Origin of the sequence: Rhodococcus kronopolitis (assembly GCF_042654025.1) — a bacterium.
GTDB classification, from domain to species: Bacteria; Actinomycetota; Actinomycetes; order Mycobacteriales; family Mycobacteriaceae; genus Rhodococcus_G; species Rhodococcus_G kronopolitis.
The window spans coordinates 98,222-119,376 of sequence record NZ_JBHSFO010000004.1; the positions used below are offsets into that span (position 1 = coordinate 98,222).

Sequence of the window (21,155 nt, forward strand, 5' to 3'; positions counted from 1 at the left end):
GCCACAGCTGTCTTCGGGCCATCGTCGACCCAACCCGAACCTCAGACCAGGTCTCCCCGACGCTCCGGGCGTTCCGACAGGCCGCACCCGGCGAGGTCGAGGACCTCGCCGCGGAACCGTCGACGCATCCGCCGGTCGTGGGTGACCAGGACGACGGTGCCCGCGAACGAGGCGAGGGCCTCCTCGAGTTCCTCGACCAGGGCCGGGGACAGGTGATTGGTGGGCTCGTCCAGCAACAGCAGTTCGGCGCCCGAGCAGGCCAGCAGCGCCACCTCGAGCCGCCGGCGCTGCCCGAGGGACAGCTCCGCGAGCGGCCGATGCAGGTCGTCGGGCCGGAACAGGCCGAGCGAGAGCAGTTCCGCGTCGGCGTCGTCCGGGTCGCCGGTCCGCCGCGCGGCGAAGGCCTCCGAAAGTGTCGACGCGGCAGGCCACGTCCCGCCGGACTGCCGGAGGAACCCGACGTGGGCCGGTGCGCGCACCGCGCCGCCGTCGGGCACGATCTCGCGCGCAATCACCCGCAACAGCGTCGTCTTGCCTGCGCCGTTCGGGCCGGTCACCAGCAGTCGACCCCCGGCAGGCACCTCGAGTTCGGGGACCGTCAGCCGGGAGCCGACGCGTACGTCGTGCAGTCGCACCAGCGGGCCGTCGGGCGGTCCGGTGACCAGTGTGGACAGGGAGGGGGTGAACCGCAGCGGATCCGGCGGTGGCGCCACGGCATCGAGGGTGAGTCGTTCGATCCGCTCCTTGGCGTTGCGGATGCGTCCCATCGCGCCGTGGTCGCGGCCACGGGCTCGGAACGCCCCGTGGCCGAACCCGGCCTTGTCCTGCTTACGGGGGATCGCTGCGAGCCGCGACGCGTTCGCCTCGACGAGGTGTGCGTTGCGCGCGAGTTCGTACCGCCACTCCTCATACCGCTGCAAGCGTTTCCGTCGTTCCTCGGCCTGCGCCGCGAGGTATCCGTCGTAGCCGTTGCCGTAGCGCCGCACACCCCGCTCGGCCACCTCCAGGATCACCGGGGTCAGGCGGGCCAGAAACGCGCGGTCGTGGGTCACCGTCACGACCGTGCCGCGGTGGGTCAGCAGACGTTCCTCGAGCCACGCGACCGCCGCGTCGTCGATGTCGTTGGTGGGTTCGTCGAGCAGCAGCAGTTCGGCATTCGAGGCCAGGGCGGTGGCGAGCGCCAGGCGGGCCTGTTCTCCGCCGGAGAGCGTGCCGAGCGGGCGGGTCCGGTCGAGGTTCGGCAGGCCGAGGCCGTGCAGGCCGCTGTCCACCCGGTCGTCGACTCCGTATCCGTCCATGCTCTCGAACAGGGCTGTGACCGAGCTGTATTCGTCGAGCAGTGCATCCAGTTCGTCCGCGGCGGCACCGGAGATGCGCTGTTCTGCGTCGCGGACGCGTGTCTCCAGCGCGCGCACGTCGCGGAGGATGTGGTCGATCGCGGCCTGGACCGTCGCGTCGCCGGGCAGGTCCAGCGACTGCGCGGCGTGCGCGATGCCGCCCGGTGCGACGACACGGACCTCACCGTTGTCGGGAGGGGTGCGTCCGGCGAGCAGCGCGAGCAGGGTCGACTTGCCGGAGCCGTTGTCGCCGACGACACCGACCTTCTCGCCCGGCGAGATCGACAGATCCACGCCGTCGAGGACGACGCGGTCGCCGTAGCGCTTCGAGGCGGAGCGGAGGGAGAACTGAGGGACGGGCATGGGCGCGGTCCTTGCCCCCGGACGGGAGTCCGAGTGATCGAGAGGAATGAGTCCTCGCACGACCTGCCCGCCGAGTCGGGCGGGGTGTGTGCGCTCAGGACTCGCCGCGGAGAATGCTCGACGCGGCGTCCCGACCTAGGAATTCAGTGTGCCCATGCCGACAACCGTAGGTTCACCGATCGAGGCTGTCCACCGATTTCTTCCGGCCGATGCGAAACCGGCCCGAAAACGCCTGTGGCGGTGGAGGAGTCCGAAGACTCCCCCACCGCCACGGGCGTGTTTGCTGCGCTGCTCTTACTCGGCGCCGATGATGAAGGCCTCGAGCTCGGTGCGAGCCTTGTCGTCGGCCATCTGGACCGGCGGGGACTTCATCAGGTAGGCGGAGGCCGGGTAGACCGGTCCGCCGATGCCGCGGTCCAGGGCGATCTTGGCCGCGCGGACGGCGTCGATGATGATGCCGGCGGAGTTCGGCGAGTCCCAGACCTCGAGCTTGTACTCGAGGTTCAGCGGGGCGTCACCGAAGGCGCGGCCCTCGAGGCGGACGTACGCCCACTTGCGGTCGTCGAGCCACTCCACGTAGTCCGAGGGACCGATGTGGACGTTGCGGTCGTGGACCTTGCCGGCCAGCGCACCGGTCAGGTTCGACGTCACGGCCTGGGTCTTGGAGACCTTCTTGGACTCCAGGCGCTCACGCTCGAGCATGTTCTTGAAGTCCATGTTGCCGCCGACGTTGAGCTGGTAGGTGCGGTCCAGCACCACGCCGCGGTCCTCGAACAGCTTCGCCATCACGCGGTGGGTGATGGTGGCGCCGACCTGGCTCTTGATGTCGTCACCGACGATCGGGATGCCGGCGTCCTTGAACTTCGCGGCCCACACCGGGTCGGACGCGATGAAGACGGGCAGGGCGTTGACGAACGCGGCACCGGCGTCGATGGCGCACTGCGCGTAGAACTTGTCGGCCTCCTCGGAGCCCACCGGCAGGTAGGACACGACGACGTCGACCTTGGCGGCCTTGAGGGCGGCGACCACGTCGACCGGCTCGGCATCGGAGACCTCGATGGTCTGCGCGTAGTACTTGCCGATGCCGTCGAGCGTCGGGCCGCGCAGGACGGGAACGTTGAGCGGCGGGACGTCGGTGATCTTGATGGTGTTGTTCTCGCTGGCGAGGATGGCCTCGGACAGGTCGAACCCGACCTTCTTGGCATCGACGTCGAACGCGGCGACGAACTGGACGTCGCGGACGTGGTACTGGCCGAACTTCACGTGCATCAGGCCGGGGACCGTCGCGGTCTCGTCGGCGTCCTTGTAGTACTCGACGCCCTGAACCAGGGACGAGGCACAGTTCCCCACGCCCACAATGGCTACGCGCACCGCGGTGCTGTTCTCACCCATGGTCGGGTTCTCCTTCATTCTTGAGGGCTGCATTTGATGTGTTCTCGGCTGCGATCAGCTCATTGAGCCAGCGGACCTCTCGCTCGCTCGACTCGAGTCCGAGCTGGTGCAGCTGGCGGGTGTAACGGTCGAGGGAGCCGGTGGCCCGCCCGATCGCGTCGCGGAGGCTTTCGCGGCGCTCCTCGACCTGACGCCGCCTGCCCTCGAGAATCCGCATCCGCGCCTCGGCGGGGGTGCGGCTGAAGAAGGCGAGGTGGACGCCGAATCCGTCGTCGGTGTAGTTCTGCGGCCCGGTGTCGGCGATGAGCTCGGCGAACCGCTGCCGACCTTCCGGGGTGAGCGCGTACACGCGTCGGGCCCGTCGGATGACGGTGCCCGGCGCCCCGGTGTCCTCGGCGATCGACCCGTCGGCCTGCATCCTGCGCAGCGTCGGGTAGAGGGAGCCGTAGGAGAAGGCGCGAAATGCGCCCAACAGTCCGGTCAGCCGCTTGCGCAGCTCGTATCCGTGCATCGGCGACTCGAGGAGCAGCCCGAGAACTGCCAGTTCGAGCATCGCGCCACCTCCTGAGTCGTCACATACCTAACCGCTTGATGCGATCTCAAACTATATCGCACCGATATATACGATGCGCGGAACCGGACGTGTCTGGTGGTCCCGCGCGTCGCGTGTCGCGGCGCGGCGCGGCGGTGACATCACCCTCCCGTGCCCGGAGAATGTGACTATTGCCGCCGCAACCAGGGGTCCGCGGTGCCCCCCGTCCACGTACTCTGGTTCACGTGCGATTGCAGCGGCAGGTGGTGGACTACGCGCTCCAGCGGCGATCCCTGCTGGCCGAGGTCTACTCCGGTCGAACGGGCGTCAAGGAAGTGTGTGACGCCGATCCGTACCTGCTGCGCGCCGCAAAGTTCCACGGCAAGAGCTCCGATGTGACCTGCCCGATCTGCCGAAAAGAGCAGCTCGTGCTCGTGTCATGGGTGTTCGGCGACAAGCTGGGCGCCACCTCGGGCTCGGCTCGTACGGCCGAGGAGCTGGTTCGACTGGCCGACACGCAGGAGGAGTTCTCGGTGCACGTTGTCGAGGTGTGCCGGACCTGCAGTTGGAACCACCTGGTGCAGTCGTTCGTTCTCGGATCAGTCCCCGCTCCCAAGAGGGCACGGAGTCGATCGTCCCGCCCCCCAGGTCGGCGCATCGCCAGCGAGTGAGCCCGAAGCCCCCGAACCGAAGCCCTCACCGGCTGATACCGACGGACACAGCCGTGTCTACGCGAGCACTGGAGATTCCCACGTGAGTACCCCCTACGACAACGCGCCGGGTGGTCGACCCGCAGGACCGCCGCGCCCGAGTGGTCCGCCTCCGGGCGGTCAGCCCGGGTACTCACAGCCCAACTTCCCGCCGCCGGGTGCGCCGCGGCCCAACCAGGGCTACCCGCGGCCGCCGGCGCCGCCGAACTACCGCCAGCCGAACGGCCAGCCGAACCGGCAGCCGAACGGCCAGCCGAACTACGGGCAGCCGAATGCGCAGCCGAACCACGGCCAGCCGAACTACGCGGCACGCGGACAGGCGCAGCGCCCGGCCGCGCCGCGCCCCGGCGCGCCCCGGGCCGGGGCTCCGCGTCCCGCCGCGCCCCGGACCGCCCCCGGTGGTGGCAACGGACCCGGCGGACGACCGCCGGCCGGCCCGCCGCCGTCCTCGCGCCGGTCGGGTGGCACCGGTGGGCAGCCGCCGAAGCCGCCGAAGAAGAAGGCCGGGTCGAACCGTTGGAAGATCGTCCGGCGCACGGCCTACGGCCTCGTCGCGCTGGGGATGGTCATCCCGATCCTGGCCTTCATGATCTCCTACGTGATGGTCGACGTGCCCAAGCCCGGCGACATGAAGACCAACCAGGTCGCGACCATCTATGCCGCCGACGGAAGTTCGGTGCTGAGCAAGATCGTGCCGCCCGAGGGCAACCGCACCGACGTGTCCATCGACCAGATTCCGGTGCACGTGCGCAACGCGGTGCTCGCCGCCGAGGACCGCGACTTCTACACCAACCCGGGCTTCTCGGTGTCCGGCTTCGCCCGCGCCGCGCGTGACAACGTGCTCGGCAAGGAAAGCGCCGGCGGCGGCTCGACCATCACCCAGCAGTACGTGAAGAACGCGATGGTCGGCAACGAGCGCTCGATCACGCGAAAGATGCGTGAGCTGGTGATCGCGGCGAAGATGGCGCAGCAGTGGTCCAAGGACGACATCCTCGCCGCGTACCTCAACACCATCCCCTTCGGTCGGGGCGTGTTCGGCATCGCGGCCGGTTCGGAGGCGTACTTCGGCAAGCCCGTCGAGGAGCTGACCGTCGAAGAGGGCGCCGTGCTGGCGTCGAGCATCCAGCAGCCGTACGGACTGGACCCGTCGACCAACCCGACCGGTGCGGAGACGCGCTGGGGCTACGTGCTCGACGGCATGGTCGATGCGAAGACCCTCCCCAGCAGCGATCGCGCGGGGATGATCTACCCGCACGTGGTCCCGCTCTCCGAGTCGGACACCGGCGCCGAGGGCAGCGGTCCGGCAGGCCTGATCCGCGGACAGGTGCTCCAGGAACTGACCGCCAACGGCATCAACGAGCAGGTCCTCAACACCGAGGGCCTGCAGATCACCACCACCATCGACCAGCAGGCGCAGACGGCCGCGGAGGACGCGGTCACCAAGTACATGGAGGGCGAGGACCCGGACCTGCGGACCGCAGTGGTGTCCGTCGACCCGAAGACGGGTGGGGTGAAGGCCTACTACGGCGGCACCGAGGGATCCGGGTACGACTTCGCACAGGCCGGCCTGCAGACCGGTTCCTCGTTCAAGGTGTTCGGCCTGGCGTCGGCGCTCGACGAGGGCATCCCGCTGTCGAAGATGTACGACAGCGGCCCGCTCACGATCGGCGGCATCACCATCACCAACGTGGAGGGCGAGTCCTGCGGGACGTGCACCATCGCGGAGGCGATGAAGCGGTCGCTGAACACCAGCTTCTACCGGCAGATGATGTCCATCGAGGACGGCCCGGAGAAGATCGCCGCCATCGCGCACAAGGCCGGCATCCCCGAGGACATCCCGAGCGTCGGGGGCGTCAGCCTGCAGGAGCCGAACGGGTCCTCGGAGTACGGCATCGTGCTCGGGCAGTACCAGTCCCGGGTTCTCGACATGGCGTCCTCGTACGCGACGCTGGCCGCGTCCGGCGTCTACCGCACCCCGCACTTCGTGCAGAAGGTGGTGACCAGCGACGGTACCGTGCTGCTCGACCGCGGCACCGTCGTTCCGGGTGAGGCCCGGCTCAAGCCGGCGGTCGCCGACAACGTGACCTCGGCGTTGCAGCCGATCGCCGCGTACTCGCGCGGCCACGGCCTGGCGGGCGGACGGCCGTCGGCCGCGAAGACCGGCACCGCGCAGCTCGGCGACACCGGCCAGAACAAGGACGCCTGGATGGTCGGCTACACGCCGTCGCTGGCGACCGCGGTCTGGGTGGGCACCGAGCAGAGTCAGCCGCTGCAGAACAGCTGGGGCGGGCTGATGTACGGCTCGGGGATGCCGTCGGACATCTGGAAGGCGACGATGGACGGTGCGCTCGAGGGCACCGAGATCGAGTCCTTCCCGACGCCGGAGCCGATCGCCGGTCAGGCCGGTGTGCCCGCCTACACGGCGCCGTACACCCCGCCGCCGGTCACCACGGCTCCGCCGACCACGTCGTCGAAGAGCCCGCTCACCATCCCGCCGGTGGTGGTCACCACCACCCCGGTCGAGATCTTCCCCGGCATTACCATCCCGCTCCCCGGCGTCAAGCCGATGCAGACGACGCCGTCCGCGGCGCCGACCACCACCACCGGTCCGTTGGCGGGGCAGCCGATCGACGGCGAGGAGGACACCGACCCGGGCGCCGGCATGGGCGCCGGCATGGGCGTGGGCGGTGCGCGCCAGGGCACCCAGCAGGGGGCCGGGGCGGCGGTCGGTCGGTAACGTCGCCTGAGTGGCCGACGACTCAGAGGGACAGACCGCCGTGGACGACGCGGCGCCGGTGTCACCGGTGCCGCTGGCGCCCGACGTCCGGTCGGTGTCCGGGCGAGACCTGCCCGGGCACACGGATCCGCTGACCGCGCAGCTCAGCGGGGTCATCGGGGGCCCGGTCGGCCGGCACGCGCTGGTCGGCCGGAGCCGGTTCCTCACACCGCTGCGGGTGATCCTGCTGCTGGCGGTGGTGTTCCTGGCGCTCGGCTGGTCGACGAAGGCCGCGTGCCTGCAGCAGGCACCCAACGGACCGGACGGCGCGCTCGGCCTGGACTGGAGCGGCAGCCGTCAGTACGCGGCGCTGTGCTACTCGGACACCGTGCCGCTCTACGGCGCGGAGCGACTGAACGAGGGCGCGTTCCCCTACAAGAAGTCGTGGGAGGACACCCACGCCGACGGGTCGGTCACCCCGCGGTACATGGAGTACCCGGTGCTGTCCGGGCTCTACCAGTACGGGGCCATGACGGTGGCCAAGGCGTGGGACTCGGTGTCGTGGCTGCCCGGCGCCCTGCAGGTGGTGCTGTACTTCAACGTGGTCGCGTTCGGACTGTCGCTGGCCTGGCTGGTGACGGTGTGGTCGACGGTGCTGCTCGCCGGCCGCCGCGTCTGGGATGCCGCGCTGGTGGCGGTCTCGCCGCTGGTCGTGGTGCACGCCTTCACCAACTTCGATCCCCTGGCGACGGCGTTCGCGGGCGGTGGTCTGCTCGCCTGGGCGCGGCGGCGTCCGGTGCTGGCCGGGGTCCTGCTCGGACTGGGCGGCGCGGCCAAGCTGTACCCGCTGCTGCTGCTGGGTCCGCTGCTGGTGCTGTGCCTGCGCGCCGGCCGGTTCGGCTTCTGGTGGCGCGCCGCGATCGCCGCAGCCGTGGCCTGGTTGGCGGTCAATCTGCCCATCGCACTGCTGTTCCCGGACGGCTGGCGGGAGTTCTTCCGACTCAACTCCGAGCGCGGCGCGGACCCCGACTCGCTCTACAACGTGGTCACCTCGTTCACCGGCTGGGGCGGGTTCGACGGTCCGCTGGCGCGGGGCGAGGCCCCGACCAACCTGAACGCGATTTCGCTGCTGCTCTTCGTCGGGGTGTGCCTGGGCATCGGGTACGTCGGACTGACGGCGGCGCGTCGGCCCCGGGTCGCGCAGCTGTGCTTCCTGCTGGTGGCGGGCTTCCTGCTGACCAACAAGGTGTGGAGCCCGCAGTACTCGCTGTGGTTGGTCCCGCTGGCCGTGCTGGCACTGCCGCACCGGCGAATTCTGTTGGCGTGGATGGCGATCGACGCCCTGGTCTGGGTTCCGCGGATGTACTACTACCTCGGGGTCGACAACAAGGGCCTGCCCGAGCAGTGGTTCACCGCCACCGTCGTGCTCCGGGATCTCGCGGTGCTGGCGTTGTGCGCCCTGGTGATTCGGCAGATCTACCGGCCGGAGACGGACCTGGTGCGTCGCGGCGGGGTGGACGACCCGGCGGGTGGGGTGCTCGACGGCGCGGCGGACGCTCCCCCGCTGTGGCTGCCCGGGTGGCTGCGCCCGCGGCACCGACCGGTGGCGTGGTCACAGGCGCCGGTGCCGGTCACCGCCGGCTGACCCCGGTCCGCCGGGCTCGGGTGCGGTTCCCGGCGCAGCGGTGCGCGCAGGAACAGGAAGAACAGCGCCACCAGCAGCACCGCACGTCCCCACACCCCGGCCTGCACCACGAGTTCCGGGGTGGCCGCGTCGGTCCCGGCGAGCAGGGCGCCGAAGTAGCGGAACACCCCGATCCCGACGGCCAGGTCCGCGACGAGGTAGGCGCCGACCACGGTCCAGGGCACCCGCAGCAGCACCAGGAACGGGATCAGCCACAGCGTGTACTGGGGTGAGTGCACCTTGTGCAGGTCGACGAAGCCGCAGAGCATTGCGGCGCTGACCGCGATCCACGGGTAGCTGCCCTCGCGCCGGTACCGGCGCTGTCCCAGCCACAGCGCGAGCGCGAACGACGCCAGGACCAGCGTCGGGGACGCCACGTCGACCAGCCGTGCGTACGCGCTGTCCGGGCCGTCCGGGGCGTCGAACAGCGGCCGGATCCCCCAGTACCAGATCGAGTTGGTGGTCACGTCCGCCTCGCGGGACGACTGGAACGTGAACGACGCCAGCCACCCCGAGTAGCCGGCCAGGGCGAAGGGCAGGTTCACCGCGACCACCGTCCCGACCGCCGCCGCGGCCACCAGCAGCGCCCCCTTCGGGTCGCGGCGGCCGGCCACGGTGCCCGGAAGTTCGCGGCCGCCGAGCCCGCCGGTGTAGACGTAGGCGATCAGCGGCAGCACGAACGCGCCGGGGTAGATCTTCAGGCACAGCCCCACTCCGAGCAGGACTGCCGCGCCGATTCCCCTGGTGCGCAACGGGATCCGCTCGTAGTAGACGACCACGAAGACGGCCGCCGTGGCGGCCGCGACCACCGGCAGTTCCCAGTTGTGGAAGGCGTAGAGCGCCAGCGGGGGCGTCGCCGCCCACAGCAGTGCGGGCCAGCCCGCGAGCCGGCCGAGCATCCACGCCACCGCCAGGCCGAATGGCAGCAGGAGCAGCGCCGAGTGCAGCAGGAACGCGGAGTCGGTGTGCGCACCGAAGCCGCCGAGCCACATCAGCAGCCCGGTCAGGACCGGGTACTCGACGGAGCCGCCGGTGAGCCGGCCGTCGACGATGGCGCCCCCGAGGTACGGGAACACGTGGTGGTCTATGCCACGGTCGAGCCACAGGAACTGGATGTCGGAGTAGCAGACGCTGCTGTTCTTGATCCGGTCGAAGACCAGGCTGCGGCCGTCCGCGCCGAACGGTGCGCCCGCGCACCGGGCCTTGTTCAGGTACCCGAGCAGCAGGGTGACCAGGCAGGTCAGGGCGATCGTGACCACCGTCGGCGTCGCGACGGCCCGGCCTCGACTCCCCATGCCCGTCAGCGTAGGTGCCGGGTGTGCGCGCCGGTGGCGTACCGGCTCCGGCGGTTCGCGACGGTCCGACACAAACCCGGAATTTCGCAGGTCAGGGGCTGGGCGTGTAACCTGCAAAGGTTGCTGACGCAACGACCCTCCTGTCACGGATCGTCCGTGGCCGTTTCACTAGTCCATAGGAGGTGATGAGGTCTTATGCGTCATTACGAATTGATGGTCATCCTTGACCCCAGCCTGGACGAGCGCACCGTCGCTCCGTCGCTGGATACGTTCCTCAATGTTGTTCGCCAGGAAGGCGGCAAGGTCGACAAGGTCGACGTCTGGGGAAAGCGTCGTCTCGCCTACGAGATCGCCAAGAACAGCGAAGGCATCTACGCGGTTGTCGACATCAGCTGCACGCCGGCCACTGTTGCAGAGCTGGATCGCCAGCTCGGCCTGAACGAGTCGGTGCTCCGCACCAAGGTTCTGCGCCCCAACAAGTGATGTCTGAATGCGCCGAACCTGTCGGACTTCGGTCCTAGGCTCGGCACAAGTCAGATTCCACACACTGCAGGAGGAGCCACATGGCAGGCGACACCGTGATCACCGTCATCGGAAACTTGACGGCCGATCCCGAGCTTCGATTCACCCCCGCGGGAGCGGCCGTTGCGAACTTCACCGTCGCATCGACGCCCCGCACCTTCGACCGGAATTCCAATGAATGGAAGGACGGCGAGGCACTGTTCCTGCGCTGCAACATCTGGCGCGAGGCAGCAGAGAACGTGGCCGAGTCCCTGACTCGCGGTTCTCGGGTGATCGTGAGCGGACGGCTCAAGCAGCGGTCCTACGAAACCCGTGAGGGTGAGAAGCGCACTGTCGTGGAACTCGAGGTCGACGAGATCGGCCCCTCGCTCCGTTACGCCACCGCGAAGGTCAACAAGGCCAATCGCGGCGGCGGCGGGGGCGGCGGCGGGTTCAACTCCTCGGGTGGCTCGGGCGCTAGCCGCCCGGCCGCCAACACCGGCGGAGACGACCCCTGGGGCAGCGCGCCCCAGGCGTCCGGTTCGTTCGGTGGCTCCGGTGGTGGAAACGACGAACCCCCGTTCTGACACCGCTCTTCGCGAGCGTGGTCAACGAACGCGAACGAACATTGAGAAGTACGGAGAAGACCAATGCCGAAGCCGCCGTTGCGCGACAAGGTGATGAAGAAAAAGGTCTGCGCGTTCTGTAAAGAGAAGAACACGCTGATCAACTACAAGGACTCGACGTTGCTGCGTAAGTACGTCAGCGATCGCGGCAAGATCCGCGCGCGTCGTGTCACCGGCAACTGTGTCCAGCACCAGCGGGACGTGGCCGTTGCCGTCAAGAACTCTCGCGAGGTAGCTCTGCTGCCTTACGCCACTGTGGCTCGCTAAGGAAAGGGACGACATGAAGCTGATCCTCACTGCAGACGTGGACAACCTCGGTGTCCCCGGCGACACCGTCGAGGTCAAGGACGGTTACGGCCGCAACTACCTGCTGCCCCGCGGTCTTGCGATCGTCGCCACCCGTGGCGCCGAGAAGCAGGTCGAAGGCATCCGCCGTGCGCAGGAAGCCCGCGCCGTGCGCGGACTCGACCACGCCAAGGAGCTCAAGGCCGAGATCGAGGGCCTGGAGAACGTTTCGCTGACCGTCAAGACGGCCGGCGACACGGGCAAGCTCTTCGGTTCGGTCACCGTTGCGGACGTCGCCGGTGCCGTCAAGGCCGCCGGTGGTCCGGTTGTCGACAAGCGCAGCCTCAAGCTGCCGAAGGCGCACATCAAGGCGACCGGCAAGCACGCCGTGGTTGTGAACCTGCACCCCGACGTCGTTGCCAAGTTCACCCTGAACGTGGTTGCCGGCTAGTCGCGACACCACCACGCTCGACCGAGGGCCCCGCAGACCTGGTGTCTGCGGGGCCCTCGTTTGTCGGTGACCCTGTGGTTGTGAATGAGCTGTGGATTCCTTCGAGGCTCTGACCAGGCGATTGTGACCGGGACATAAACAAGCGTCCAGCTCGTGTGAAGTGTCACTGTGTGTCAAATCACATGTGAGAAGTTTCAACCACCCAACACGCCCGGGCCGACGTCGCATCCGACACGCCGAGCGACTTTCCATCCACAGGGCTGTGAATCAAAAAACCGCCTACCACCTGGTCGTATGCCGGTTGTGATGTTGGTAGTCCCCAGGTTGTCCCCAGAGCATCAACAGCCCTTTCCTGTGCATTCCACAATTCATCCACAGCTGTGTACACAGTCCGTGTTGTCCGCGGGGGCATCTGTGCATAACCTCGGTCGGGCGCGTCTGCCGACGGCCGTGCGGGACCCCTCGGGTCCGGTGCGGGAACCATCTGTCGGTGGGTGCGCGTATCTATTGCGTACCGGGTGATCGAGGAGGCAACTGCCGACAGCGCCCGAACTGTGTGGGGAGGACTGATCGCCGTGGCGGTTGTCGATGATCGTGGACACTCGGACTACTCCGGGCCTCAGGAACCGGCACCCGTCGAGGACTTCGGTCGTCAGCCCCCTCAGGACATGGCTGCCGAGATGTCGGTGCTCGGCGGCATGCTGCTGAGCAAGGACGCCATCGCGGACGTCCTGGAGAAGCTCCGGCCCGGGGACTTCTACCGGCCCGCCCACCAGAACGTCTACGACGCGATCCTGGACCTGTACTCCCGCGGTGAGCCTGCCGACCCCGTGACCGTCTCGGCGGAGCTGGAGCGCCGGGGGGAGCTGCGCAAGGTCGGTGGCGCGCCGTACCTGGTGACGCTCACCCAGACCGTGCCGACGGCGGCCAACGCCGGTTTCTACGCGGAGATCGTCGCGGAGAAGTCGATCCTGCGTCGCCTGGTCGAGGCCGGCACCCGCATCGTGCAGTTCGGCTACGCCGGCTCCGAGGGCCAGGACGTGGCCGAGGTGGTGGACCGGGCCCAGGCCGAGGTCTACGAGGTCACCGAGCGCCGCACCGCCGACGACTTCGTGCCGCTCGAGGAGCTGCTGCAGCCGACGATGGACGAGATCGACTCCATCGCCACCCGCGGCGGCATCTCGCTGGGCGTGCCGACCGGGTTCACCGAGCTCGACGAGATCACCAACGGGCTGCACCCCGGGCAGATGATCATCGTCGCGGCGCGGCCGGGTGTCGGCAAGTCGACGATCGGCATGGACTTCATGCGGTCCTGCTCGATCAAGCACGGCATGCCCAGCGTCATCTTCTCCCTCGAGATGGGCAAGACCGAGATCGTCATGCGACTGCTCTCTGCCGAGGCGAAGATCAAGCTGTCGGACATGAAGTCGGGCAAGATGACCGACGAGGACTGGACGAAGCTGGCTCGGCGGATGAGCGAGATCAGCGAGGCGCCGATGTTCATCGACGACTCCCCCAACCTGACCATGATGGAGATCCGGGCGAAGGCCCGACGGCTCAAGCAGAAGCACGACATCAAGCTGATCGTCCTCGATTACCTCCAGCTGATGACCTCCGGCAAGAAGGTCGAATCCCGTCAGCAGGAGGTCTCGGAGTTCTCGCGAAGCCTCAAGCTGCTGGCGAAGGAGCTCGAGGTGCCGGTGGTCGCAATCTGTCAGCTCAACCGTGGTCCGGAGCAGCGAACGGACAAGCGCCCCATGGTCTCTGACCTCCGTGAGTCCGGTTCCCTCGAGCAGGACGCCGATATGGTCATGCTCCTGCACCGGCCCGACGCCTTCGAGCGGGACGACCCGCGTGGCGGCGAGGCGGACATCATTCTCGGCAAGCACCGTGGTGGTCCCACCGCGACAATCACTGTCGCACACCAGCTTCACTACTCGCGGTTCGTGGACATGGCGCGGGGCTAGTAGAAGTAGTGGTGTGACCATTCCGTAGATACCCCTGACGACGGTGCGCTCCACCCATACCTGGACGGAGCGCATCGTGCGACTCGCACCTGCCTCATCAGGCAGTGCCTCGATGCCCGTCGATTCTGAGGCAGTGCGAGTTGAGCGGACCGATACTCGACACCGAAGACGCCGGCACTGGTTGGTGGGAGTGTGTCAGTGGAGGCTGCCGGTGGCGCTGTTGACTAGCCAGACGAAGGCATTCAGCGCTTCGTGGGACAGCGGGATGGAATCGAACCACTGTTGGGCCGGATTGCGATTCGACATGTCAACCCCCTCGAAGTTGTCCTTGCTGCCGAAATCGGCGGCACTGGAGGGGTTTCCGACGTCGATGGGCGCGGCAGATGCCGAAGCCACGGTGCCGAAGGCGATGGTTGCGCCGGCCAATGCAACGATGATTGAACGCTTCAAGATTGTCCTCTGCGCTAGTGCTGTTTCGACGCCGAGCGACGTCCCAGTGATCACACCGCATCCCGTTGCTGTTGTCCCCGGTGAGAGTTACCGGGATCCGGCGGGTTGGTACCCGGGCTTCTTTGCTGATTCGTCGCGTTGGTGCGGGAGTCGGCAGCTCCCCGGCTCGGTCTGGATGCAATCGCGGCGCGATCGGGTCGATGATGCGCCGAATCGGGTCAATGCGGCTCAGCCGATAGGGAATCGGCCTCCGAAAACCGTCCGCGGTTCCACTCGAGGACGGATCCAGATCACATAGATCTGGATGAGTTCCAGGTTGCTGGCACGTGCGATCCAGTTCGATGTCTGCGATTGGTGATGCTTACGGCAACGATGTTGTGCGCATGGTCCATCTGCTCGACTTTGCCGGCTGGGCGGTCTGCGGGGGTACCAGCACGAATGGGCCCGCTGAACAGCGAAGTTCGGCTCAGGTGCGTCGTTGAGATATCGGAAATCTGTCGCCCCTGTCACCTCTGTCGCGGGCCGATCTCGAGGTACTCCACAGTCGTGATCACCGACCTCACTCGGTGGCTGAGTCCTCGAGCCAGTAGGTCTCGGGCTCACTGGGCGGTTCACCGGGATAGAATCGGTTTCAGATCGTCGTCACGTAGTGACGACGGACCATCTTCTCCAGCCGTGCAGTGCTGTATCGGCAACGTCGAACAGATTGGCCGGCCATGCCCCTCACGGTGAAGTACTCGGAGATATACAACGACGCGTTGGTCGCGTTGGCAGCGGTTACCCATCGCCCCGCGAACATCGTAAACGCCGCCGACAGCTACGCCATCCGTGTCGACCTGGAGTACAACCGCTATGTTCTTGCCACCAACACACAGCAAGGTTTGTCGGACGAACCCGGCACCAGCGACTCATGGTTGGTTCGCTTCTACCAGACCACCGTCGACGGCTTGTCTGACCGACTCCTCGCCGAAGCGACGCACCAATGGCTCATCGACGCGTTCGATTCCGCCCTCGAACACCTCGAGGCCGACGGAAAAATGATCGTTGCAGATGCAGACTTCGGGGATATCAGCCGTTCCGATGCATCGAACTCAGCTGATGCACACGGACCCCAAACTCAGGGCTGACCGTCGATCGACTGATTGATCTGCGCCGCTAGCGCCGCGTTCTCCGCCTCGAGCGCGAGAATCAACCGCACGCCGGTCAAGTTCACCCCGTCCTCGATCAGCGCGGTGATACGACCGAGCGTCGCCAGATCCGATTCGCTGTACCGGCGGGTTCCACCACTGGTGCGGGTCGGCGTCAACAGACCTCGTCGCTCGTAGAGCCTCAATGTCTGCGGGCCGACTCCGGAGAGTTCCGACATCACCGAGATCCCGTACACGCCACGTAGTGAGCGCGACTGCGGCGCCAGCGTCACCGTGGCCTCCTGGACGTGATCGGCGCGTACTTGACATCAATCTGCATCAAATCTAAACAGCGGGGCATAGATTTCATGCGGGCGCCCTAAGCCTACCAGCTATCAACCTCGCAGTTCTGTCCAGGCAGTGCCTTGCGTCGGTGGATCTACGCACTCCCAGGGGACAGTTGATCAAGTCGGGAATCCTTTTGCAGTCCACCTAGACCCAAGGCAAGCGGCGCACACCACTCGGGGAGCGCACTGGCGGCCGGATCCTCGACGTGGCCTCCACCGGCAACCGCTCCGAGACTGCGACCGGCGGGCAGGGCGGTTCACGGACGGGACGTGGGCCGATGCCCCGCCGACGAACCGAACGACAGTCCATGTGCGTCGTCTTCCTCCCCCTTGGCGAGGCTTCATCTGACCGCTGGTCGGCTCGGTCTTCGACGGCTTTGTGTCGCCCAAACTCCGCAGCTCAGAGCTAAATATTCTTCGCTCGCCCAGCGCTTTTACGCCAATTTTCGCGCTTCCGACTTGCTAGTTATCTACCTTGGCGGGTATAGATTTTAGTGCGCCCCGAAACGAGAGTACGTTCGGAAGCGCAGGCACATTCGGGCGTTGCGCGGCTGCAGCACCCGAGGTGCCCGGAGGAAGCGGTACACCCGATTTCCTTCGTGTCGCACCCTTCACCTGAGGAGCAAGATGACGACGATCAGCGTCCCGTCCGCCCAGGACGGCGCCAACACTGAAAGCTCCAACCTGACCACGCCCGAGATCAAGCGACGGATCGCCCTCATGTTCGGGGATCCCGTAGAAGTGAGTTGACCGGACGCGTCGACTGAATCGACAGATACGACCCGAGTGACGATGCCGCAAGTGCCGCACACAACCGTGTACGCAGTTCGGCATCCCAGCGAGAGGAAGATATATGTCCGAGTTCACGGTCCCGGGGCTGAGCACCGACGACGGCGCGAGAGTGGCCGCAGTTCTGCAGGAACGCCTGAGCGCATACAACGATCTACACCTGACCCTCAAACACATTCACTGGAACGTCGTGGGCCCGAACTTCATTGGGGTACACGAAATGCTTGATCCCCAAGTCGATTTGGTTCGCGGATATGCGGACGACGTCGCCGAACGAATCGCCGCACTCGGCAGCTCCCCGAAGGGGACCGCCGGCGCCATCGAAGCAGACCGTACCTGGGACGACTACTCAGTCGGGCGTGACGACGCGCGTGCACACCTCGCCGCACTGGACCTCGTGTACACCGGTGTGATCACCGATTCCCGTGCCGCGATCGACTCCGTCGGAAAGATAGACCCGATCACCGAAGACATGTTGATCGGCCAGACGGCGCAGTTGGAAAAGTTCCAATGGTTCGTCCGAGCGCACCTCGAGAATTCCGGTGGAAGCCTCGTCCACGAGGGAACTTCCACCGAACTCGGTGCCGCCGGCAAGGCCCGTCAAGGCTGAGATCACAAGACCGAATTCACCGAGTCCGGCTTGCGCCCGGCCCGGCCACCCCTGCGAAATGTGAGGAGACTCTGACCATGACGCAACGTGAACATCGAATCTTCATACTGCAGCAACGATTATCGGTGGGGTTGATCATGATGGGAACGCTGCTTGGCGCTGCGGCCATCACTTCCGTCTGATATCGGATGCGACCCGCCCCAGGTGGAAGGCGGTTCGCCGGGGCACGGTCACCTCTACCGCGTCAGCTCGCACACCATCAAGGCGCGGCCATCGTCAGCGATACACATCCTGACGCAGCCGCCGATTGATTTCGCCTCGCACTGAAGAGTTTTGGGCTCAGCACACAAGGAGGCACACCGTGCTCGGACTAGGCATTCTCGGATGGATCGTCATCGGCGGACTCGCCGGCTGGATCGGCAGCAAGATCATGAACACCGATGCCTCCATGGGCATCGCGCTGAACATCGTCGTCGGCATCATCGGCGGTCTGATCGGTGGATTCCTACTCAAGTTGTTCGGTGTCGACGTCAACGGCGGCGGCCTGATCTTCAGCTTCTTCACTTGTCTACTCGGAGCAGCGATCTTGCTCTTCCTCGTCAAAGCCGTCATCGGTCGACGCTGACCTGAACCGCGAACAAAGAACCACACACCTTCCGAAAGGACCACGATCACCATGGCCGATTTCATCGACAAGGCAAAGCACAAGGCAGAAGAAATCATCGGAGACGTAAAAGAGAGGATCGGTCACAAGACAGACAACGACGACCTGGCCACGGAGGGCTCCAAGGATCAGGTCGCGGGAAAGGCCAAGCAGGTCGGCGACGACATCTCGGATGCGGCAAGCGACATCAAGGACAAGTTCACCAACTGATGTCCGCCAACGGCAGAGGTCTTGTACAGACAGGTCACGCGCCGCACCGACCCTCCCGTCGAGTCCGGTGAGTGAAGAAACCCTAGTGGTAGCTACTAGTCCCTAGATCAAGCGCATTTCCGACGCACAAGAGATGAGTATTCACCATGATTGTCCTGGGCATAATTTTGGCGTTGATCGGATACTTCACCGCAATCAGCGTTCTGACCACAATCGGCGTCATACTAGTGGTCGTGGGTGCGATCCTCACCCTCCTCGGAGCAATGGGACGCGCAGTGGGTGGCCGAAAAGTCTGGTATTGATGCATCATCGAGGATTGGGGTTCACCTGGTGGGCGTGCCCGATCACAGTCGAGCCGGCCCGTTCCACCGGGTGAACCCGGCAGCGCGTCACCAATCCCCTAAGAGCACCGGAAAGATCGATCCGATAGTCCGCTCTCAGATTCATGTGGGTGAAGCGGCGGCAGCGATGGATGGTCAGGTGCCCGAGAGCGTGAACTTTGGATGCCGGGTACCCGAGGACCTACGGAGAAGGACATCTGCAGCAGGTATTTCTAGGACATTTGCCGTGGCAGGTCTTGAAAGTTGATGGCCGACTGGACAACTCGATCCGGAACCTACATTGCTTGCTGCCGCTGGAAGTGAGTGATGACGTACGGCGGTGGTGGCATCGGGCAGTACCGAAGGAACCAGGCGAGAACACCGCCATCTATCGCCGCGAGTGACACCATTCCGTAGAGACCCCTGACGGCGATGCGCTCCGCCCATACCTGGACGGAGCGCATCGTGCGACTCGCACCTGCCTCACCAGACCGTGCAGCAATGACCGGCGATTCTGGGGCGGTGCGAGTGGAGCGGACCGGTACTCGACACCGAAGGCACCGGCGCTGGTTGGTGGGAGTGTGTCAGTCGATGCTGCCGGTGACGGTGTTGATGGCCTGGGCCAGCCAGATGAAGGCATTCGTTGTTTCGTTGCACAGGGGGATGGAATCGAGCGACTGGTTGAGCGGATCGCGATTCGACATGTCAATCCCCTCGAAGTAGTCCTTGCTGCCGAAATCGGCGGCACTGGCGGGGTTTCCGAGGTCGACGGGTGCGGCCGATGCCGATGCCACGGTGCCGAAGGCGATGGTTGCGCCGGCCAATGCAACGATGATTGAACGCTTCAAGATTGTCCTCTGCGCTAGTGCTGTTTCGACGACGAGCGACGTCCCAGTGATCACACCGCATCCCGTTGCTGTTGTCCCCGGTCAGAGTTACCGGGATCCGGCGGGTTGGTACCAGGTGGTCTTCACTGATTCGTCGCGTCGGTGCGGTAGGAATCGGCCTCCGAAGAAGCGTCCGCGGTTCGACTCGAGGGCGGATCCAGATCACACAGATCTGGATTGTGACCGCGTGGTCGCAAGGCGCGCGGACGGGCGGGCCGACGGCGAGTGGCGCTCGCCAACCCGGCGGCTTCTCGACCCGGGGAACCGCCGTCCCCGGTCGCTAGGCTGGCGCGATGTCGATGAACTTCATGCTGGGCTTCGTGCCGAACACCGACCTCTCGGCCTTCGGCGCTGACGCCGAATCGACCGTCGACTTCGACGGCGCGAGCCGCAGCACCGCGGCCGGCGCGTCGGCCGCGCAGGTCGGCGCTCATGTGGTGCTCGTGGATCCCGGTCTCGGTCTCCAGCAGCTTCCGCAGCTCTCCGGGCCGCCCGCGGGAACGGTGCTCGTCACCCTCGGTGGCACGAGCGACGTCTACGTGGTCCAGTCGTTCGGCGACGACCCCCGCCTCCGAGTGCTCGTCGAGCGCGAGGTCGCCGAAGACCTCGGCGCCCCGATCGACGCCGAGGCGGTGTTCGAGACCGAGGATGACCCGGAGGACACGCACCTGGAGTTCGTCTGCCGCCTCGCCGGGATCACGGTCGAGGAGCTGTGGAACCTCGAGTGGGCGCCGCTCGCGTCGGGCAGGGTGGGTTCTTCGGCTGTCTCTTCGGCCGCTGAGGCTCAGTTCGGATCGCGCTGAGTCACCCGGCCGGGACCGGTCGCATCGGGCGACTCCCGGGTGACGCGGTGACGGTCCGGCGCCACCTCGAACTCGACGGACCGCGATGGCGTCGATGTCCGGGTTCCGGGTTGTGGGTGCAGGCGGGGATGATGGGTCAATTCTCAGTTGATTCGGTGCGTTTCCGCTTGACCTTCACGTAACGGCAACTTCTACGGTCGAAGACGAGGCCGGACGGACCGTCCTCACGGAACGATGGGAAGCGTCATGAGCTGGTCGATCGCGGATGTGGCAAGGATGTCGGGCGTCACCGCCCGCACCTTGCGGCACTACGACGACATCGGACTGCTCGAGCCGGCCTACGTGGGCACCAACGGCTACCGCTACTACGAGGATGGGCAACTGCTGCGCTTGCAGCAGATCCTCGTCCTGCGCGAACTCGGCCTGGGCCTCGCCGAGATCGCCGAGGCGGTCGAGTCCGAGCCGGACACACTTGCCGCCCTCAAACGGCAGCACGTCCGCCTACTCGGGGAGCGCAACCGCCTGGCGCGGATGGCGGACACGGTGGCGCGCACCATCGCCGAACTGGAAGGGAAGACGGATATGGCAGTCGAGATCAACCGCCCGGAGAACCTGTTCGAGGGCTTCGGCAACACGCAGTACGACGACGAGGCCCGCGAACGCTGGCCGGAGGAGTTCGAACAGTCTCGGCGCAACGCCGCGACGATGACTGCCGAGGACGTCGAGCGCATGCAGCGTGAGATGACCGCGGCGATGATCCGTATGGCCGAGTTCATGGCCGCAGGCACCCCGGTCGTCGACGGGGCCGTTCAGGCCGAGATCGACACGCAGTACCAGGACATCTGCCGCTTCTGGACCCCGAACCGGGACGCGTACAAGTGCGTGGGGCAGATGTACGTGGACGACGAGCGGTTCAAGGCGAACTACGAGAAGATCGCCGAGGGCCTGGCCGAGTACCAGCGGGACGCGATGGTCGCCTACGCGGACGAGCGGCTCGGCGAGTAGTCCTCGGCCCGGAAGCCCGGGGTATCCCGGAGAAGGCAGCATCCCCTCCGCGGCCAGTGCGGAGGGGATGCTCCGCGGATGTGG

22 protein-coding genes and 1 pseudogene are annotated in these 21,155 nt (G+C 66.4%); 16 read left to right on the forward strand and 7 right to left on the reverse strand.

What is annotated here, in order from left to right; genetic code table 11:
• Nucleotides 1-41 precede the first annotated feature (41 nt).
• From abc-f to ACFO6S_RS09395, 3 genes are all read right to left on the reverse strand, one after another.
• A complete protein-coding gene (abc-f, locus tag ACFO6S_RS09385) occupies nucleotides 42-1,700 on the reverse strand; it encodes a ribosomal protection-like ABC-F family protein (RefSeq protein WP_378416294.1) in 1,659 nt (552 codons plus the stop codon).
• Between the two features lie 294 nt (nucleotides 1,701-1,994).
• Nucleotides 1,995-3,092 carry an inositol-3-phosphate synthase gene (locus tag ACFO6S_RS09390; RefSeq protein ID WP_378416296.1) on the reverse strand — a complete coding sequence of 366 codons (1,098 nt, stop codon included), beginning with the start codon at nucleotides 3,090-3,092 and terminating at the stop codon, nucleotides 1,995-1,997.
• Nucleotides 3,085-3,645: a PadR family transcriptional regulator gene (locus tag ACFO6S_RS09395; protein ID WP_378416298.1), complete on the reverse strand. Its 561-nt coding sequence runs from the start codon at nucleotides 3,643-3,645 to the stop codon at nucleotides 3,085-3,087. The genes ACFO6S_RS09390 and ACFO6S_RS09395 overlap by 8 nt, the downstream gene beginning before the upstream one ends.
• Nucleotides 3,646-3,869: 224 nt before the next feature.
• On the opposite strand from ACFO6S_RS09395, the gene ACFO6S_RS09400 reads away from it, so the two are divergent.
• From ACFO6S_RS09400 to ACFO6S_RS09410, 3 genes are all read left to right on the forward strand, one after another.
• The gene (locus ACFO6S_RS09400) at nucleotides 3,870-4,295 is read left to right on the forward strand and encodes a DUF5318 domain-containing protein (RefSeq protein ID WP_378416300.1); all 426 of its coding nucleotides are present in this window, start codon (nucleotides 3,870-3,872) and stop codon (nucleotides 4,293-4,295) included.
• Between the two features lie 601 nt (nucleotides 4,296-4,896).
• Nucleotides 4,897-7,071, forward strand: coding sequence for a transglycosylase domain-containing protein (locus tag ACFO6S_RS09405; protein WP_378416909.1), 2,175 nt, complete (start codon nucleotides 4,897-4,899; stop codon nucleotides 7,069-7,071).
• A gap of 10 nt (nucleotides 7,072-7,081) precedes the next feature.
• Nucleotides 7,082-8,695 carry a glycosyltransferase family 87 protein gene (locus ACFO6S_RS09410; RefSeq protein WP_378416301.1) on the forward strand — a complete coding sequence of 538 codons (1,614 nt, stop codon included), beginning with the start codon at nucleotides 7,082-7,084 and terminating at the stop codon, nucleotides 8,693-8,695.
• Nucleotides 8,696-8,718: 23 nt separating this feature from the next.
• Here ACFO6S_RS09410 and ACFO6S_RS09415 read toward each other — a convergent pair.
• A pseudogene (locus tag ACFO6S_RS09415) lies at nucleotides 8,719-10,029 on the reverse strand (hypothetical protein); the annotation flags it as partial.
• A 195-nt stretch (nucleotides 10,030-10,224) separates the two neighbouring features.
• On the opposite strand from ACFO6S_RS09415, the gene rpsF reads away from it, so the two are divergent.
• The 5 genes from rpsF (at nucleotide 10,225) to dnaB (ending at nucleotide 13,859) form a co-directional block, all read left to right on the forward strand.
• On the forward strand, nucleotides 10,225-10,512 hold the full coding sequence (rpsF, locus tag ACFO6S_RS09420; RefSeq protein WP_378416302.1) for a 30S ribosomal protein S6: 288 nt from the start codon (nucleotides 10,225-10,227) through the stop codon (nucleotides 10,510-10,512).
• 80 nt (nucleotides 10,513-10,592) lie between these two features.
• On the forward strand, nucleotides 10,593-11,117 hold the full coding sequence (locus ACFO6S_RS09425; RefSeq protein ID WP_378416303.1) for a single-stranded DNA-binding protein: 525 nt from the start codon (nucleotides 10,593-10,595) through the stop codon (nucleotides 11,115-11,117).
• 63 nt (nucleotides 11,118-11,180) lie between these two features.
• The gene (gene rpsR, locus ACFO6S_RS09430) at nucleotides 11,181-11,423 is read left to right on the forward strand and encodes a 30S ribosomal protein S18 (RefSeq protein ID WP_378416305.1); all 243 of its coding nucleotides are present in this window, start codon (nucleotides 11,181-11,183) and stop codon (nucleotides 11,421-11,423) included.
• Between the two features lie 13 nt (nucleotides 11,424-11,436).
• Nucleotides 11,437-11,892 carry a 50S ribosomal protein L9 gene (gene rplI / locus ACFO6S_RS09435; protein WP_378416307.1) on the forward strand — a complete coding sequence of 152 codons (456 nt, stop codon included), beginning with the start codon at nucleotides 11,437-11,439 and terminating at the stop codon, nucleotides 11,890-11,892.
• A gap of 575 nt (nucleotides 11,893-12,467) precedes the next feature.
• Nucleotides 12,468-13,859, forward strand: coding sequence for a replicative DNA helicase (dnaB, locus tag ACFO6S_RS09440; RefSeq protein WP_378416309.1), 1,392 nt, complete (start codon nucleotides 12,468-12,470; stop codon nucleotides 13,857-13,859).
• 195 nt (nucleotides 13,860-14,054) lie between these two features.
• Here the strand turns inward: dnaB and ACFO6S_RS09445 are convergent, their stop codons facing one another.
• On the reverse strand, nucleotides 14,055-14,309 hold the full coding sequence (locus ACFO6S_RS09445; protein WP_378416310.1) for a hypothetical protein: 255 nt from the start codon (nucleotides 14,307-14,309) through the stop codon (nucleotides 14,055-14,057).
• Nucleotides 14,310-15,025: 716 nt separating this feature from the next.
• Here ACFO6S_RS09445 and ACFO6S_RS09450 point away from each other — a divergent pair.
• On the forward strand, nucleotides 15,026-15,436 hold the full coding sequence (locus ACFO6S_RS09450; protein WP_378416312.1) for a hypothetical protein: 411 nt from the start codon (nucleotides 15,026-15,028) through the stop codon (nucleotides 15,434-15,436).
• On the opposite strand, the gene ACFO6S_RS09455 is transcribed toward ACFO6S_RS09450, so the two are convergent.
• A complete protein-coding gene (locus ACFO6S_RS09455) occupies nucleotides 15,427-15,729 on the reverse strand; it encodes a MerR family transcriptional regulator (protein WP_378416314.1) in 303 nt (100 codons plus the stop codon). The genes ACFO6S_RS09450 and ACFO6S_RS09455 overlap by 10 nt on opposite strands.
• 681 nt (nucleotides 15,730-16,410) lie before the next feature.
• Between ACFO6S_RS09455 and ACFO6S_RS09460 the strand changes: the two genes are divergently transcribed.
• The 5 genes from ACFO6S_RS09460 (at nucleotide 16,411) to ACFO6S_RS09480 (ending at nucleotide 18,358) form a co-directional block, all read left to right on the forward strand.
• The gene (locus tag ACFO6S_RS09460; protein WP_378416316.1) at nucleotides 16,411-16,533 is read left to right on the forward strand and encodes a hypothetical protein; all 123 of its coding nucleotides are present in this window, start codon (nucleotides 16,411-16,413) and stop codon (nucleotides 16,531-16,533) included.
• A 103-nt stretch (nucleotides 16,534-16,636) separates the two neighbouring features.
• On the forward strand, nucleotides 16,637-17,182 hold the full coding sequence (locus ACFO6S_RS09465) for a Dps family protein (protein WP_378416317.1): 546 nt from the start codon (nucleotides 16,637-16,639) through the stop codon (nucleotides 17,180-17,182).
• A 361-nt stretch (nucleotides 17,183-17,543) separates the two neighbouring features.
• Complete coding sequence (locus ACFO6S_RS09470; protein ID WP_378416319.1) at nucleotides 17,544-17,807, forward strand: GlsB/YeaQ/YmgE family stress response membrane protein; 264 nt, start codon at nucleotides 17,544-17,546, stop codon at nucleotides 17,805-17,807.
• A 51-nt stretch (nucleotides 17,808-17,858) separates the two neighbouring features.
• Complete coding sequence (locus ACFO6S_RS09475) at nucleotides 17,859-18,056, forward strand: CsbD family protein (protein ID WP_378416321.1); 198 nt, start codon at nucleotides 17,859-17,861, stop codon at nucleotides 18,054-18,056.
• A gap of 146 nt (nucleotides 18,057-18,202) precedes the next feature.
• Nucleotides 18,203-18,358 (forward strand): DUF6131 family protein, encoded by a 156-nt coding sequence (locus ACFO6S_RS09480; protein ID WP_378416323.1) that lies wholly within the window; start codon nucleotides 18,203-18,205, stop codon nucleotides 18,356-18,358.
• Between the two features lie 602 nt (nucleotides 18,359-18,960).
• Here ACFO6S_RS09480 and ACFO6S_RS09485 read toward each other — a convergent pair.
• Nucleotides 18,961-19,224: a hypothetical protein gene (locus ACFO6S_RS09485; RefSeq protein ID WP_378416325.1), complete on the reverse strand. Its 264-nt coding sequence runs from the start codon at nucleotides 19,222-19,224 to the stop codon at nucleotides 18,961-18,963.
• Nucleotides 19,225-19,556: 332 nt separating this feature from the next.
• Between ACFO6S_RS09485 and ACFO6S_RS09490 the strand changes: the two genes are divergently transcribed.
• Together ACFO6S_RS09490 and ACFO6S_RS09495 are read left to right on the forward strand one after the other, a co-directional pair.
• Nucleotides 19,557-20,066, forward strand: coding sequence for a hypothetical protein (locus ACFO6S_RS09490; RefSeq protein ID WP_378416327.1), 510 nt, complete (start codon nucleotides 19,557-19,559; stop codon nucleotides 20,064-20,066).
• A 246-nt stretch (nucleotides 20,067-20,312) separates the two neighbouring features.
• Nucleotides 20,313-21,071: a MerR family transcriptional regulator gene (locus tag ACFO6S_RS09495; RefSeq protein WP_378416329.1), complete on the forward strand. Its 759-nt coding sequence runs from the start codon at nucleotides 20,313-20,315 to the stop codon at nucleotides 21,069-21,071.
• The last annotated feature ends 84 nt before the right edge of the window (nucleotides 21,072-21,155 follow it).